This window comes from Nonomuraea monospora, from assembly GCF_039531895.1.
Taxonomy (GTDB): Bacteria; Actinomycetota; Actinomycetes; order Streptosporangiales; family Streptosporangiaceae; genus Nonomuraea; species Nonomuraea monospora.
In genome coordinates, this window is the sequence record NZ_BAAAQX010000017.1 from 163779 (window position 1) to 178427 (window position 14649).

Consider the following 14649-nt stretch of genomic DNA (forward strand, 5'->3'; position numbering starts at 1 on the left):
AGCAGGCCATTGTGTCAGGAATCCTGCTCAGGGGGCGACTCGACGACCGCTCGGCGTTTCACTCTCACCCGGGCGATACGCCGCCCGTCCAGCTCGGTGACCGTCAGCTCGAAGCCGGAGAACTCCACCCGCTCCCCGACCGCCGGCACGTGGCCCAGCATCGCCATGACGAAGCCGGCCAGCGTCTCGTACGGGCCGTCCGGCAGGCGGATGCCGGACTCGGTGGCGAAGTCGTTGAGGTTCGTCAGGCCGTCGATCTCGATCTCTCCGGCGGGCAGGATCACGACGTCCTCCTCGACGTCGTACTCGTCCCTGATGTCGCCGATCAGCTCCTCGACCAAGTCCTCCATGGTGACGATGCCGGCGGTGCCGCCGTACTCGTCCACCACGATGGCCAGGTGCTGGCCCTCGTCGCGCATCTCGTTCAGCGTGGTGAGCAGGCGCTTGGAGGCGGGCACGAACTTGGCGGCCCTGATCGGCACCAGCGCGCTGATCGGCTCGGTGCGCCCGGTCAGCTCGGGGTCCAGCAGGTCGCGGACGTGCACGAACCCGATGACCTCGTCGTAGGTGTCGCGGTAGACGGGGAAGCGCGAGTGCGGCAGCGTGGCGGCCAGCCTGGCCGCCTCGCTCAGCGGCGTGTCGGCCTCCATGAACTCGACCTCGGTGCGCGGCAGCATCACCTCCCTGAGCTGCCGCTTGCCCGCCGCGAACACCTCGGCGATGAGCTTGCGCTCGTCGGCGGTCAGGTCGGTGTGGCCCACCACCATGTCGCGCAGCTCCTCGGTGGTGACCTCCTCCCTGTCGGCGCCCGGGTTGCCGCCGAGCAGCTTCACCACGCCGTCGGTGGACTTGGACAGCGTCCAGATGATCGGGCGCGACAGGGCGGCGATGCGGTCCAGGAACGGCGCCACGTACAGCGACAGGCCCTCGGCCCGTTGCAGCGCCAGCCGCTTGGGCGCCAGCTCCCCGAGCACCAGCGACACGTACGAGATGGCCAGCGTGACCAGCACCAGGGCGAGCACGGGCGCCACGGCCGCCGGCACGCCCCAGCCCTCCAGCGCGGGCACGAGCTGCGCCGCGAGCCGGTCGGCGCCGAACGCGGCCGACAGCATGGTGGCCACGGTCACGCCGATCTGGACGGCTGACAGGAATCTGTTGGGATCACGGGCCAGCTTGGCCACCCGTTCACCGCGACGTCCGCGTTGCGAGAGTTTGCGGACCTGGCTGTCGCGCAGGGAGACCATGGCGATTTCTGCGGCGGCGAAGAAGCCCCCGATCAGGATGAACAACAGGACCAGGGCGATGTTGGCCGCGACGGTGTCAAACATGGTGGTTGGCAGCGTACTCGTCGGCTTTCCCGCGTATGCTGAACGGCAAGCCTTACAAAATCAAACATATATGAACAGGAGTACACATGCGGCTACTGGTCACCGGAGGAGCCGGATACGTCGGCAGTGTGGTCGCCGCGCAGCTCATCGAGGCCGGGCACGAGGTGACCGTACTCGACGACCTGTCAACGGGGCATGAGGACGCCGTGCCGGAGGGCGCCCGTTTCGTCCGTGCCGACATCACCGAGGCAGGGCAGGCGCTCGACGGCGTGGAGGCGGTGCTGCACTTCGCGGCCAAGTCGCTGGTGGGCGAGTCGGTGCAGCAGCCGGGCCTCTACTGGGCCAACAACCTGGGCGGGACGCTGGGGCTGCTCGACGCCATGCGCGACCATGGCGTGGGGCGGATCGTGTTCTCCTCGACGGCGGCCACGTACGGGGAGCCCGAGCGCTCGCCGATCGAGGAGGGCGACCCGACGCGCCCGACCAACCCGTACGGCGCCTCGAAGCTGGCCGTGGACACCGCGCTGAGCGCCTACGCCCGGCAGCGCGGGCTGGGCGCGGTGAGCCTGCGCTACTTCAACGTGGCCGGCGCCTACGGGCGCTTCCGCGAGCGGCACGCGGTCGAGACCCACCTCATCCCGAACGTGCTGAAGGTGGCGACCGGCGAGCGCGAGTCGGTCAGCGTGTTCGGCACCGACTACCCCACGGCCGACGGCACCTGCGTGCGCGACTACATCCACGTCTGCGACCTGGCCAAGGCCCACCTGCTGGCGCTGGACGCGGTCACGCCCGGCGAGCACCGGGTCTACAACCTGGGCAGCGGCGCCGGCTTCTCCGTGCAGGAGGTGATCTCGGTCTGCCGCGAGGTCACCGGGCACGAGATCCCCGCCGTGGTCGGCGACCGGCGGCCGGGCGATCCGGCGGTGCTGGTGGCCTCGTCCGCCAGGATCCAGCGCGAGCTGGGCTGGAAGCCCGAGCGGGCGGCGCTGCGCGACATCGTCTCCGACGCCTGGGGAGCGCTTTCTGGGAAATGACCATACGGAGCGGGAATGTGTGCTGTGATACCGAAATGTGAGGAGCTTTTCACCAAGGGTCACGAAGCTGATCTTCGGTGCCCTCATCGTGGTCTGCAGCGCCCTGGCCGCGGCAGGCGTCATCTTCGCCACCCCGCCGCCCGCTCCGGCCACCGGACCGGCGTCCTGCCCCGAAGTGGTGCCGCCGTAGAAACACCGAACGCGCGCCCCCGGACGAGGGCGCGCGTTCCGAGTGAGCAGCTCAGATGAGGCCCAGCTCCTTGACCGCCTGGCGCTCCTCGGCCAGCTCGGCCACGCTGGCGTCGATGCGCTCGCGGGAGAAGGCGTCGATCTCCAGGCCCTGGATGATCTCGAACCTGCCGCCCGCCGCACGCACCGGGAACGACGAGATGAGGCCCTCCGGCACGCCGTACGAGCCGTCGGAGACCACCGCGGCCGAGGTCCACTCGGTGCCGTTGACCCAGTCGTAGACGTGGTCGATCGCGGCGTTGGCGGCCGAGGCGGCCGAGGACGCGCCACGGGCCTCGATGATGGCGGCGCCGCGCTTGGCCACCGTCGGGATGAACGTGTCCTTCAGCCACCCGGGCTCGACCTGCTCGGCCGCGACCTTGCCGCCCACCTCGGCGTGGAACAGGTCCGGGTACTGCGTGGCGGAGTGGTTGCCCCAGATCGTCATGTTCCTGATCTCGGAGACCGGGACCTGCAGCTTGGCGGCGAGCTGCGACAGCGCGCGGTTGTGGTCGAGCCTGGTCATCGCGGTGAAGCGGTCGGCCGGCACGTCGGGCGCGTTCTGCTGGGCGATCAGCGCGTTGGTGTTGGCCGGGTTGCCCACGACCAGGATCTTGACGTCGTCGGCGGCGTGGTCGTTGATGGCCTTGCCCTGCGGGCCGAAGATGCCGCCGTTGGCGCCGAGCAGGTCGCCGCGCTCCATGCCGGCCTTACGCGGCATGGCGCCGACCAGCAGGCCGACGTTGGCGCCGTCGAAGGCGACGTTCGGGTCGTCGGTGATCTCGATGCCGGACAGCAGCGGGAACGCGCAGTCGTCCAGCTCCATCGCGGTGCCCTCGGCGGCCTTGACCGCCTGCGGGACCTCGAGCAGGCTGAGCTTGACCGGCACGTCGGCGCCGAGAAGCTGCCCCGACGCGATGCGGAACAGCAATGCGTAGCCGATCTGGCCGGCGGCTCCGGTGACGGTCACCTTGACGGGCACAGTGGCTGACGACGCCATGGCCTTCCCCTAACTCCCAGCACGATTCGTTGACGCCTGGGATGTTACCCGCTCGTCATCAGCAGGTTTCCATCGCGGGCACCTTCAGCTCCGCGTCGAACTCCACCTTCTCGAAGTACCTGGTCAGAAGCTGCTGGATGTAGCCCTTGGCGTAGAAGTCGGCGATCAGCGCCTGCACCGCCTGGCAGGTGCGCACGTCGCCGTTCCTGATGCCCACCCCGTAGCGCTCGTTGGTCAGCTTCGCGCCGAGGATCTTGTAGCGCATGTTCTCCCTGGCCGCGAACCCGGCCAGGATCAGGTCGTCGCCCGGCACCCCGTCCACCTTGCCGGTCCTGAGCAGGTCCATGCAGGCGGCGTAGTCGCTGGCCATGACCGGCTGCACCTTCACCCGGTCCTGCACCGCGCCGACCGACGGGCTGTTGGGCGCGCAGATCCGCTTGCCCTTCAGGTCGCCGATCTCGTCGATGTCCGCGCCCGCGCGCACCAGGATGTCCTGGTGCGCCAGGTAGTACGGGCCCGCGAACTGCGTGTCGCCCTGGTCGATCGAGTACGTGGCCACCACCAGGTCCACCCGGCCCTCGGCCAGGGCGGGCGCGCGGTCGTCCCTGCCGACCCGGACGAACGTCGTCTGCTTCGCGCCCAGCTCCGTCGCGATCCGCTGGGCGATGTCGATGTCGAAGCCCTGGAACAGGTCGCCGTTCTGCAGCGCGACGCCCGGCAGGTCGCCCTTGACGCCGATCACGATCTTCCCGGTCTGCGCCACCTTGTCCGCCACCGTGGAGTAGCCGGTGCCCGACTTGGGGCCGGAGGTCTCCTCGGGGCCTGAGTCGTTCAGGAAGGTCAGTCTCGACAGGCCTCCGTTCAGCACCAGCGCGATCGCCGCGGCGGCGATCAGCACGATCGCGGTGGCCAGCGCCAGCCACACCTTCGGCCGCCCGCGCCCCGGCGGGACGACGGGCTGCTCGGGCATCGGGTACGGATGCCCAGGCCCGCCCGTCTCCGGCGGCGCCGTGGCCGTGTGGCCGCCCGACTGCGCTGTCATGGCGGGCTGCTGCCCCGCGGGATCCTGCGGCGCCGCACCCGAGGCGTCGGTCGGCGCCGACCGCACCGGCGAGGCACCCGTGTGCGGTCCGGGCGCAGGGGAAGGGTGGGGATCGGGGGAAGGGCCTGTGTGCGGGGACGGCGGCACCACGGAGCCCTTGTGCCCCGGCTGGTCGGTGATCGACCCGGCCGACACCCTGATGAACGGCATGGTGTCGTCACTGGCCACCTCGACACCCCTGGCGAGCACCGCCGTGGACGCCCCCACCGTGGACGACTGCCCCAGCAGCCGCAGCAGGATCTGGTCGGCCGACGGCCGCTCGGCGGGCGACTTGGCCAGCGCCTCGCGCACCACGCCCCGCAGCGGCTCGTGCAGCATCTGCACGTCCACCTCGTGGTTGAGGATGCGGTTGAGCACGGTCGCGATGGACTTGCCCTCGAAGGCCACCTTCCCCGTCGCCGCGAAGGCGATGGTGGCTCCCCACGAGAAGACGTCCGTGAACGGCCCGATGTCGTCGCCGGCGATCTGCTCGGGCGCCATGTAGGCGGGGGTGCCGATGGCGCGGCTGGTGATCGTGCCGGTGGAGTCGATGATGCGGGCGATGCCGAAGTCGACCACGCGCGGCCCGTCGGCGGCGATCAGCACGTTGTCGGGCTTGAAGTCGCGGTGCACGATCGAGGCGTGGTGGATCGCGGTGAGCGCGGTGGCGGTGCCGATGGCCAGCCGGTCGAGCACCGTGCCGGTCAGCGGCCCGTCGGCCTCGACGACCTCCCGCAGCGGCCGGCCGTCGATGTACTCGCTGGCGATGTACGGCGTGTTGCCGTCGAGGTCGGCCTCCATCACCCGGGCGGTGCAGAACGACGCCACCCGCTGCGCCGCCTTCAGCTCCCTGGCGAAGCGCGACCTGGCGATGGTGTCGCCGCTGAACTTGACGTGCAGCAGCTTGATCGCGGCCCGCTCACCCTGGTCGTTGACGCCCAGGTAGACGATGCCCTGGCCGCCTTCGCCGACCCGCCCGGACAGCCGGAAGGACCCCAGCTCGGTGGGATCGCCGGCGACCAGCGGCGAAATTTGCGGCATTCGTCATCCCCACGTGTACAGAACCCCATCGACGCAAACTTTACGACGCTCGGCTACTTCTGAGGGATCGGTTAAGGTTTGGCTACATCACGGCTTCGTGTCTTTCGTGCGGCATCTTGCGTCCGCACCCCGTTCGGGGAAGCCTCGGGATCATGGATCGCCCCTATGACATCGTGCTGTTCGGCGCCAGCGGGTTCACCGGCGCGCTGACGGCCGCCTACCTCGCCAGGGCCGCCGGCCCAGGCACCCGCTGGGCGCTGGCCGGACGCGACAGGGCCAAGCTGGAGCGCCTCGGGCTCGACGTGCCGGTCCTGACCGCCGACGCCACCGACGCGGCCTCGCTCGCCGCGCTCGCCCGCCAGACGCGCGTGCTGGCCACCACGGTCGGCCCGTACGTGCTGCACGGCGAGCCTCTCGTCGCCGCCTGCGCCGACGCCGGCACGCACTACCTCGACCTCACGGGCGAGCAGGAGTTCGTGGACCGCGTCTACGTGCACTACCACGAGCGGGCCGTCGGGAGCGGCGCCAAGCTGGTGCACGCCTGCGGCTTCGACTCCATCCCGTTCGACCTCGGCGTCCTCTACACGGTCGGCGAGCTTCCCGAGGGCGAGCCGCTCAAGGTCAGCGGCTTCCTGCGGGTCAACGGGCGCCCGTCGGGCGGCACGGCGGCCAGTGTGCTGACCGTCATGGGCCGCGCCCGCCAGGCCGTGGCCCAGGGCGCCCAGCGCCGCTCCGCCGAGCCCAGGCCCAAGGGCCGCCGGGTCAGCTCGCTGCCGGGCGGCCTGCGTTACGTGGGCGGCTGGGCGCTGCCCATGCCCAGCATCGACCCGCACATCGTCGGCTACTCCGCCCGCCTGCTCGACCGCTACGGGCCCGACTTCACCTACCGCCAGCACTACGCCGTCCGCACCCTGCCGAAGGCGCTGGCCACGGTGGCGGGCGCGGGCGCCTTCGCCGCCCTCGCCCAGCTCCCGCCCGCGCGCCGCTGGATGCGGGGCCGGGTACGCCCCGGCGAGGGGCCGTCACCCGCGCGGCGGGCCAGGAGCTGGTTCAAGGTCACGTTCCTGGGCGAGGGCGGGGGCGAGCGCGTGGTCACGGAGGTGTCGGGGGGCGACCCCGGCTACGACGAGACGGCCAAGATGCTCGCGGAGTCGGCGCTGTGCCTGGCCTTCGACGACGTGCCTGAGCGGGCGGGGCAGCTCACCACGGCCTCGGCCATGGGGCAGCCCCTCATCGACCGGCTGCACCGCGCGGGGATCACGTTCATCAGGAAACCCTGATTCCAACCTGGCGTCCCAGATCTCAAGATCGCTACTCTGGCCTCCCCTCTCATGAGCGGAGCGCTCCAGCATGCGCCGATCCAGCACGGTGGCAGTGGCTCTCCTCGCCATGGCCCTCACCTCGTGCAGCACCCCGTCCACCACCGCCGTCGCGGGGCCCACCACCCCCAGCCCCACGCTCGGCCCCTGGGACCATCCGCGCACGGAGTTCGTCGTCCAGTACGCGCTGCCCAAGAAGGACGGCTGCAACGCCGACCTCGAAGCCTGGCCGTCCCCCGGCACGGCCACGTGCGTGGGCTGGCAGCTCCACCTGATCGCCAAGGAAGGCGTCCACGCGGGCGAGCTGGGCGGCAAGTTCTGCGACCTGGACGAGTGCCGGTCCGGCAACGTCATCCCCGACGCCGTGTCGGGGGTCAGCACGGGGCCGGGGGCGTGGCGCTCGGTGGCCATGGCCGTCAGCGCGGACGGCCGTCGCGTGGCCTACCTGAGCGCCGTCGAGCGCCGCTTCGTCGGCGTCGACCTGCGCAAGAAGCTCAAGCGCCACCTCTCGCCCGTCCTGACCCCGGACGAGATGACGAAGACGTCGATCCTGGCCGACGGCGGCACCTTCACCGTCTGGTACGGCGCCAAGGGCCTGCGCACCGACTTCACCACCGGCAGGAGCACGCCGCGCCCCAAACCCAAGGAGGAGTGGGGCTACGACGCCTCACCCGACGGCAAGCGCGACGCCGGCGTGAACGACGAGGCGTCCAGGAACGGCACCCTGGAGTTCCGTGACGCCGCCACCCGCCGCGTGACCAGGCGACTCGTGCTCCCCGGTCTCGGCGGCGCCACCAAGTCGACCGTCATGCAGTGGCGCGGTAACGACGAGATCCTCCTGAAGATGCACAGCGCCGAAGGCGCCGACCATCTCGGCTGGTTCCTCGTCAGCGCCGCCTCCGGCGGGCTGCGGCGCCTGCCCGGGCTGCCGCCCGACGAGGAGACCGTCGTCGGCGCGCCGCGTCCTCCTCAGTAGGGCAGGCTCCAGGTGGTGAAGGACTTGCGCAGGTACGGCGCCTTGTACTTCGGATAGGCCACCGTACGCGGATCCCCGTCCGAGGTGTACCGCATGTCCGGGTTCTTCTTGAGCCAGTCGAGCCACGCGTGCGAGCAGAACTGCGCGCAGTCGCCCTTCTTGTCCATGGCCTTGATCCGCGGAATCCCGGCCGCGTCGTAGGACTTGCTGAACGGCGCGGGCGCGGGCGTGTACCCGGCCAGGAAGGCGCCCTGGTGGTTGTACAGCTTGCCGCGCATCGCCCAGTCCTTCTTGTTCGGCTGGTTGCCGTACGGCAGGGCGATGGTGGTGGGCTTGGTGTAGGACAAGGCGTTGATCTGCGCGGCGATCTTGCCGATCTGGTCCTCGACCTCCTTGTGCGAGCGGCCACGCAGGTTGAGGTGGTCGCTGGTGTGGTTGCCGATCTCGTGGCCGTTGTCCTTGAGCCAGAGCAGCATCTGCGCCTGCTCCTCGCGGACGGTCTTGCCGAACATGTCGCGCGTCACGTAGAAGGTGCCCTTGGGCTTCCAGCCCGGGTGCGCGTCGGCGACCTCCTTCATGATCGCTACGGCGGTGTCCTTCTGCGGCTCGCCCATCTGGTTCAGCGTGAGCTGTGAGGGCGAGGAGTCGTCGAAGGTCAGCACCACCGGGTGCTTGCCCGCCGGGATGTCGATCTTGCCGGCCACCATCTCGGCGGCGGTGATCGGCACGTAGTCCTCCCGCACCAGGCGCTCCAGGTCGGCCTTGAACTGCTGTGGCGACCTGTCGTCCGTCGTCTGCGGCTTGGGCACGATCCGGTGGAACATCAGCACCGGGATCTGGCCGAGCTCGTTCGCCCGTACCTGGGCGGCTTTCTTGACCTTGGCCGCCTTGGTCGCCTTGAGCTTGGCGGCGGCGTCCACCTTGGTCTCGGCCAGCTTGGTGGTGTCCGGCTGAGAGTCGCAGCCGGTCAGGATCGCGGCGGCGGTGAGCGCCCCCAGCCCACTCAACATTCTCAGTCGCATCCGAACCCCCCGAAACGCGTACGACTGTCTTGAGCTGCCTCATACCCACGTGATCAACAGCGCCACGCCGCCGTACGCGTCAAGACATGGAAAAGGGCCGCACAGGGGCGGCCCTCGTCCTGCGGGGTCACTACTTCAGGCGCGCCTCGATGGCCTCGATGACGCGCGGGCGCAGCTCGGCCGCGCTGATGACGGCGTCCACGGAGCCGACCTCGACCGCGCGCCGGATGTTGTGCACCCGATCGAACTCCGCGGCCACCTCGCCGAGCTTCTCCGCCCGTACGGACGCGCGCAGCTCGTCCAGCTCGGCGGTCAGCGCGGCGCGATCGGCGCCGGCGGCGGCGGCCACGCGCGCCTCCAGCTCCTGTACGCGCGCGTCGCCCGCGGTCCTGGCGTTGACCTCACCGGAGAAGACGACCGCGGCGGCGGGGGCGCCGCCGAGCACGGAGGCGAACGAGCCCTCCAGCGCCAGCACGGTCATGTTCGGGTTGAGCGCCTTGGAGAACACCACGAACGCGCCACCGTGGTACCGCGAGATGACGCAGAACACGATGGGCCCGCGGAAGTTCACGATCGCCCGGCCGATCTCGGCGCCGTACTCGAGCTGCAGCTTGCGCATCGACTCCGGCGAGCCGTCGAAGCCGGACAGGTTGGCCAGCACCACCAGCGGCCGGTTGCCGCTGGCCGCGTTGATCGCCCGCGCGGCCTTCTTCGACGAGCGCGGGAACAGCGTGCCCGCGGTGTAGGTGTCGGGGCCGTCCGTGGGAGGGAAGCCGCGCCTCTGCACCGAGCGCGACTCGATGCCGAGCAGGCACACCGGCATGCCGCCGAGGTGCACGTCCTGCACCACCGCGGTCTCCGCGTCGGCCATGCCCGCCCAGCGCTCCAGCACCGGGTGGTCCTGGTCGGACAGCGCCCGCATGACCGTGCGGATGTCGAACGGCTTCTTGCGGTCGGGGTTGGCCGTGCTGGAGAAGATCTCGCCGACCGTGGTGAAGTCGCTGCCCTCCACGACGTGCGGGAAGTCGGAGACGTCACGGTCGACGGGATCGTTGGTCCTGGCCCGTCGCGGCCCCTGCTCGCCGGGGGCGACGTAGGTGTGGTCGTAGTGCGACATGAGCACGTCGCGGGCGGCGGACAGGTTCGGCGCCCAGTACTGGGCCTGCCCGTTCGGGCCCATCACGCGGTCGTAGCCGCCGATGCCGAAGTTGTCCTCGGCCGAGACACCGCCGGAGAAGTCGAGCGACTGCTTGCCGGTGAGCACCATCGCCGAGTCGGGCGTCATGACGAGGATGCCCTTGGTGTGCATGAGCATCGTCGCCTCGGCGTTCCAGTACGGCTGCGCGCCGACGTTGATGCCCGCGACCACGATGTTGATCTCACCGCCGTCCTGGGTGAATTCCACGATGCGCTTGAGCGCGGCGGCCACCCAGTCCATGTTCTCGGTGCCGGACTCCATGGAGATCCGGGCGCCGGCCGACAGCGCGTACCACTCCAGCGGCACCCGCATCCGCTCGGCCAGGTCGAGCGCGGCGATCACGCGGCGGCACTCGGGCTCCGACAGCGCGCCGAGCGACTTGGTCGGGTCGCCGAGCAGCACGACCCTGGTGATGCCCTCGGGGTGGCGCCTGGTCCGGGTGGTGACCACGCCGGCGACGAGCGCCGCGGTGTTGCGGCCCTTGGGCCGATCGACCGGCACCAGCGCGTGGTCGGCGTCGAGGTCGTGCTCGGCGAAGTCGCCGAGCACGCCGGTCAGCTCGTACGGGTAGACGGTGTTGCGGCTGCTCGCGCGCAGCACCTTCTGCCGGTAGTCGTCGAGCGGCTCGATCGGCTCGTCCGACGGCTGGCTGATCGTCAGCTTGGGCGCGCCGGTGGCGTCGAGGGAGATGCGCACGGCGACCTTGGTCAGCGCGCCGGTCTCCGGGTCGCGCTGGCGCGCGATGAACAGCGTCTCCTCCAGGCCCGCGCCCGCCGTGGTCGGCAGGACGCGCCTGGCGAGCATCTCCATCTCGGCGCGGGTGAGGTTGCTGGGCGGCCAGACGTAGATCACGATCCGGTTGGTGTTGAGCCGCTTCTTGGACGGCCTGCGGGCCTGGGCGCGGCGGATGGAGTCGACGCAGGCGGCGATGATGTCTTCGGCCGTGGGCAGCGCGACGAGCCTGCCGTCGTGCTCGCGCAGCTCGGTCAGGTCGCGGACCTGCGCGAAGGCGATGAGCCTGTCGTCGGACGGGTTCTCCCTGGCCACGCACTGGAAGAGGTAGACCTCCTCGTCCGACGACGGGAGCCGGGTGAGGTCGAACTTGTTCAGCCGCTCCAGCTGCATGCGCTCGGCGATGTACGGGTGCAGGCCGCGGATCAGCCGCTCCTCCGCCATGCCCTCGGGCGACGGGCGGAAGGTGAAGTGGTGGTGCATGACCGCCCCGCCGCGACCCGCGACGGTGGTGGTGATCCTGCGGACCTGCTCGGGCAGCGGGTGCGCGGCGATGACCTCGTGCAGGGCCGCCGCCGCCGCGTCCGGGTCCTCGGGCTGGCCCTCCCAGACGAGGTAGATGTCGGCGTCCACGACGTCCTCGCGGGCGCCGGTCAGCTCCGCCAGGCCGCGCAGCGCGCCGCCCAGGGCGTCGAAGGCGACGGCGGAGGAGACGACGCAGGAGCCCGCGCGCTCGGCGATCAGGAACGTGCAGCCCGCGACCTCGCTGGTGCGCACGGCGATGAGCGGCTTGTTGCCGTAGTACCGCCGGGTCAGCACCTCCAGCATGACGGCGTTGTCGAGGTTCTCGCGGACCAGGCGCTGGCCGAGCAGCCGCACCAGCGGCTCGGTGCTGCGGACCATCTCGGCGACGCGCTCGGCGCGGTCGGGCGCGTCGGGGTGCGCGTCGAGGTGGCGCAGGTGCTTGCGGACGCCGGCGTAGACGCGGGCGCGGTTGCGGCGCAGCAGCGGCTGGCCGAACCAGGCGAACACCACGCCGCGCGCGAGGTCGGAGATGACGGGGAAGCGGACCTGCGTCGCGGCCAGCAGCCGCTCCAGCACCAGGCCGGCGGGCTCGCGCAGCGCCTCGTCGGGCGGCGGCTCGCGCAGCCAGGAGCGCAGCAGGCTGACCAGCACCGCGGCGTCGGCGGACGCGCGCTGCTGGGCCAGGAAGATCCGGAACACGGCGCCTTCCAGCTCGCCGGTGCGCTCCAGCTCGGTGACGCCGTAGTGGCGCAGCGCCTTGGCCAGCCTGGCCTGGAAGGTGGCGGGCAGCCCGGCCCGCTCGACGTCGAGGCTCTGCAGGTAGGTGTGGAAGTACTCGCGCGGGCTGTGCACGTGCTCGTCGCCGTCCTCACCGGCGGGCCGGTTGCGGCTCAGCTCCGCCAGGTCGGCGAAGACCTCGAACAGCTCCAGCTCCTCGGCCAGCGGCCGGTGGCCGTCCTCGATGAGGGTACGGCGGGCGGCGAGGTAGTCGTCGAGCACGCGGCGCTCGTCGTGCGGGTCGAGGTCGTAGCCCAGCAGGAGGCTGCGCAGGCCGTCCTGGCCGCGCCTGGCGCGCTCGATCGCCGGGACGGTCTCGGGCGCCACCGGCAGGTCCAGCTCGACGGCGCCCGCCGCCGCGACCTCGTCGGCCGCGGCGTCGTCGGCGAGCGGCTCCAGCCGCAGCAGCGGCGCGCCGGTCTCGACCTGGCTGCCCACGGAGACGGCGATCTCCTTCAGCCTGGCCTTGAACGGCGCCCGCAGCACCGTCTCCATCTTCATGGACTCCAGCACCAGCACCGGAGCGCCCGCCTCGACCTCGGCGCCGACCTGCAGCGGCGTGGCGACGACCAGCGCGGGCGCGGGCGAGCGGACGACGCCGCCCTCGTCGCGGCTGACGCGGTGCGCCACGCCGTCCACCTCGATCAGGTGGGTGGCCCCGTGGGTGCCGATGAGCAGGCGGTAGCGGCTGCCGTTGACGACGATCTGCCCGGTGTAGCGGTCGAAGCGGTCGAGCTCGACGTCGGCGGTGCGCAGCTCGCCGCCCGCCTCGACGGCGACGCGGAAGCGGTGCGCGCCGACGCGGGCGACGCGCACGCGGTAGCCCGCGCCGCGCAGCTTGAGGTCCAGCGGGCGGCTGCTCTTGTGCTGCACCTGCGGGCGCCCGCCGAACGCGGTGGCCAGCAGCCGCTGCCGCTCGGCGCGCTCCTCCTCCTCGTACGCCTCGATCGCGGCGGCGGCCAGCGCGACGCCGGAGTGGCGGTGGGAGACGAGCCTGCCCTCGCCGCGGACGCGGTCGATCCAGCCGGTGTCGGCGCTGGCGTCGATCACCTCGGGCTGGTCGAGCAGGTCGAGCACGAAGCTCTTGTTGGTGGCGCCGCCCTCGATGATCACCGAGGTGCGGGCCATCGCCCGGCGCAGCCTGCCGAGGGCCTCCTCGCGATCGCGGCCGTAGGCGATGATCTTCGCGATCATGGAGTCGAAGTCGGCGGGGATCGTGTCGCCCGCGCTGACGCCCGTGTCGACCCGGATGCCGGGCCCCGCGGGCAGGTCGAGCCGCGCGATGCGGCCCGGGGACGGCGCGAAGTCGCGGTCGGGGTCCTCGGCGTTCAGCCGGGCCTCGATGGCGTGCCCGCGCTCCGCAGGCGGCTGCCCTTCGAGCCTGCCGCCTGAGGCCACGTGGAGCTGCGCCTTGACCAGGTCGAACCCGGTGGTGGCCTCGGTGATCGGGTGCTCGACCTGCAGCCGGGTGTTGACCTCCAGGAAGGCGAACATCCGGTCGCCCGGGTGGTAGAGGAACTCGACGGTGGCCGCGCCCCGGTAGCCGACCGCCACGGCCAGCCGCTCGGCCGACGCCTTCAGCTCGGCCGCCTGCTCGGGGGCGAGCACCGGCGACGCCGACTCCTCGATGACCTTCTGGTTGCGCCGCTGCACCGAGCAGTCGCGCACGCCCAGCGCCCACGCGGTGCCCTGGCCGTCGGCGATCACCTGCACCTCGACGTGCCTGGCGCCGGTCACCAGCCGCTCCAGGAACACCACGCCGCTGCCGAACGCCCGCGCGGCCTCCTGGCTGGTGCGCTCGTAGGCGTCGTCCAGCTCGGCCTCGTCATGGATCACGCGGATGCCGCGCCCGCCGCCGCCCGCGGTGGCCTTCAGCATCAGCGGGTACCCGATCTGCGCCGCGACCGTGCGGGCGGCCTCCAGGCTCTCCACCGCGCCGCGGCTCCACGGCGCGACCGGCACGCCGACCTCCTCGGCGATCAGCTTCGCGCCGATCTTGTCGCCGAGCTTGCGCATGGCGTCGGGGCTCGGCCCGACGAAGGTGACGCCGATCCTGTCGCACAGCTCCGCGAACGCCGGATCCTCGGCCACGAAGCCCCACCCGACCCACGCGGCGTCGGCCCCCGTCTCCACCAGGGCGCGCTCCAGCGCCTTCAGGTCGAGGTAGGGGCGCGCCGAGGCCGGACCCAGGTCGTAGGACAGGTCCGCCTCGCGGACGAAGGTGGCCGTACGGTCGACGTCGGTGTACAGGGCGACGGTCTCCATCCGTGTCCCGGTCTCCGCGGCGAGGTCCCGTACGGCGTGGATGAGGCGCATGGCGGCCTCACCACGATTGACGATGGCGACACGATTGAACACCCGACCGAGCCCTCCTGTAGACCAACGAAT

At 71.4% G+C, this 14649-nt stretch carries 8 protein-coding genes; 3 read left to right on the plus strand and 5 right to left on the minus strand.

Features of this window, described 5'->3' with window-relative positions; all coding sequences use genetic code 11:
• Positions 1-14: 14 nt before the first annotated feature.
• Positions 15-1328: a hemolysin family protein gene (locus tag ABD331_RS30520; protein WP_344481942.1), complete on the minus strand. Its 1314-nt coding sequence runs from the start codon at positions 1326-1328 to the stop codon at positions 15-17.
• Positions 1329-1414: 86 nt separating this feature from the next.
• On the opposite strand from ABD331_RS30520, the gene galE reads away from it, so the two are divergent.
• Positions 1415-2362, plus strand: a complete 948-nt coding sequence (gene galE / locus ABD331_RS30525) for a UDP-glucose 4-epimerase GalE (protein ID WP_344481944.1) — start codon at positions 1415-1417, stop codon at positions 2360-2362.
• A 241-nt stretch (positions 2363-2603) separates the two neighbouring features.
• Here galE and ABD331_RS30530 read toward each other — a convergent pair whose 3' ends face one another.
• Together ABD331_RS30530 and ABD331_RS30535 are read right to left on the minus strand one after the other, a co-directional pair.
• Entirely contained in the window at positions 2604-3590 is a 987-nt protein-coding gene (locus ABD331_RS30530; RefSeq protein ID WP_344481946.1) for a malate dehydrogenase, read from the minus strand.
• 58 nt (positions 3591-3648) lie between these two features.
• Entirely contained in the window at positions 3649-5712 is a 2064-nt protein-coding gene (locus tag ABD331_RS30535) for a serine/threonine-protein kinase (RefSeq protein WP_344481949.1), read from the minus strand.
• A 152-nt stretch (positions 5713-5864) separates the two neighbouring features.
• Between ABD331_RS30535 and ABD331_RS30540 the strand changes: the two genes are divergently transcribed.
• Both ABD331_RS30540 and ABD331_RS30545 read left to right on the plus strand, forming a co-directional pair.
• Positions 5865-6992 (plus strand): saccharopine dehydrogenase family protein, encoded by a 1128-nt coding sequence (locus tag ABD331_RS30540; RefSeq protein ID WP_344481952.1) that lies wholly within the window; start codon positions 5865-5867, stop codon positions 6990-6992.
• Positions 6993-7062: 70 nt separating this feature from the next.
• Entirely contained in the window at positions 7063-8007 is a 945-nt protein-coding gene (locus ABD331_RS30545; RefSeq protein ID WP_344481955.1) for a hypothetical protein, read from the plus strand.
• On the opposite strand, the gene ABD331_RS30550 is transcribed toward ABD331_RS30545, so the two are convergent.
• Positions 8001-9029, minus strand: coding sequence for a polysaccharide deacetylase family protein (locus ABD331_RS30550; protein ID WP_344481958.1), 1029 nt, complete (start codon positions 9027-9029; stop codon positions 8001-8003). The genes ABD331_RS30545 and ABD331_RS30550 overlap by 7 nt on opposite strands.
• 130 nt (positions 9030-9159) lie before the next feature.
• The gene (locus ABD331_RS30555) at positions 9160-14619 is read right to left on the minus strand and encodes an ATP-binding protein (protein ID WP_344481960.1); all 5460 of its coding nucleotides are present in this window, start codon (positions 14617-14619) and stop codon (positions 9160-9162) included.
• Positions 14620-14649: the final 30 nt, after the last annotated feature.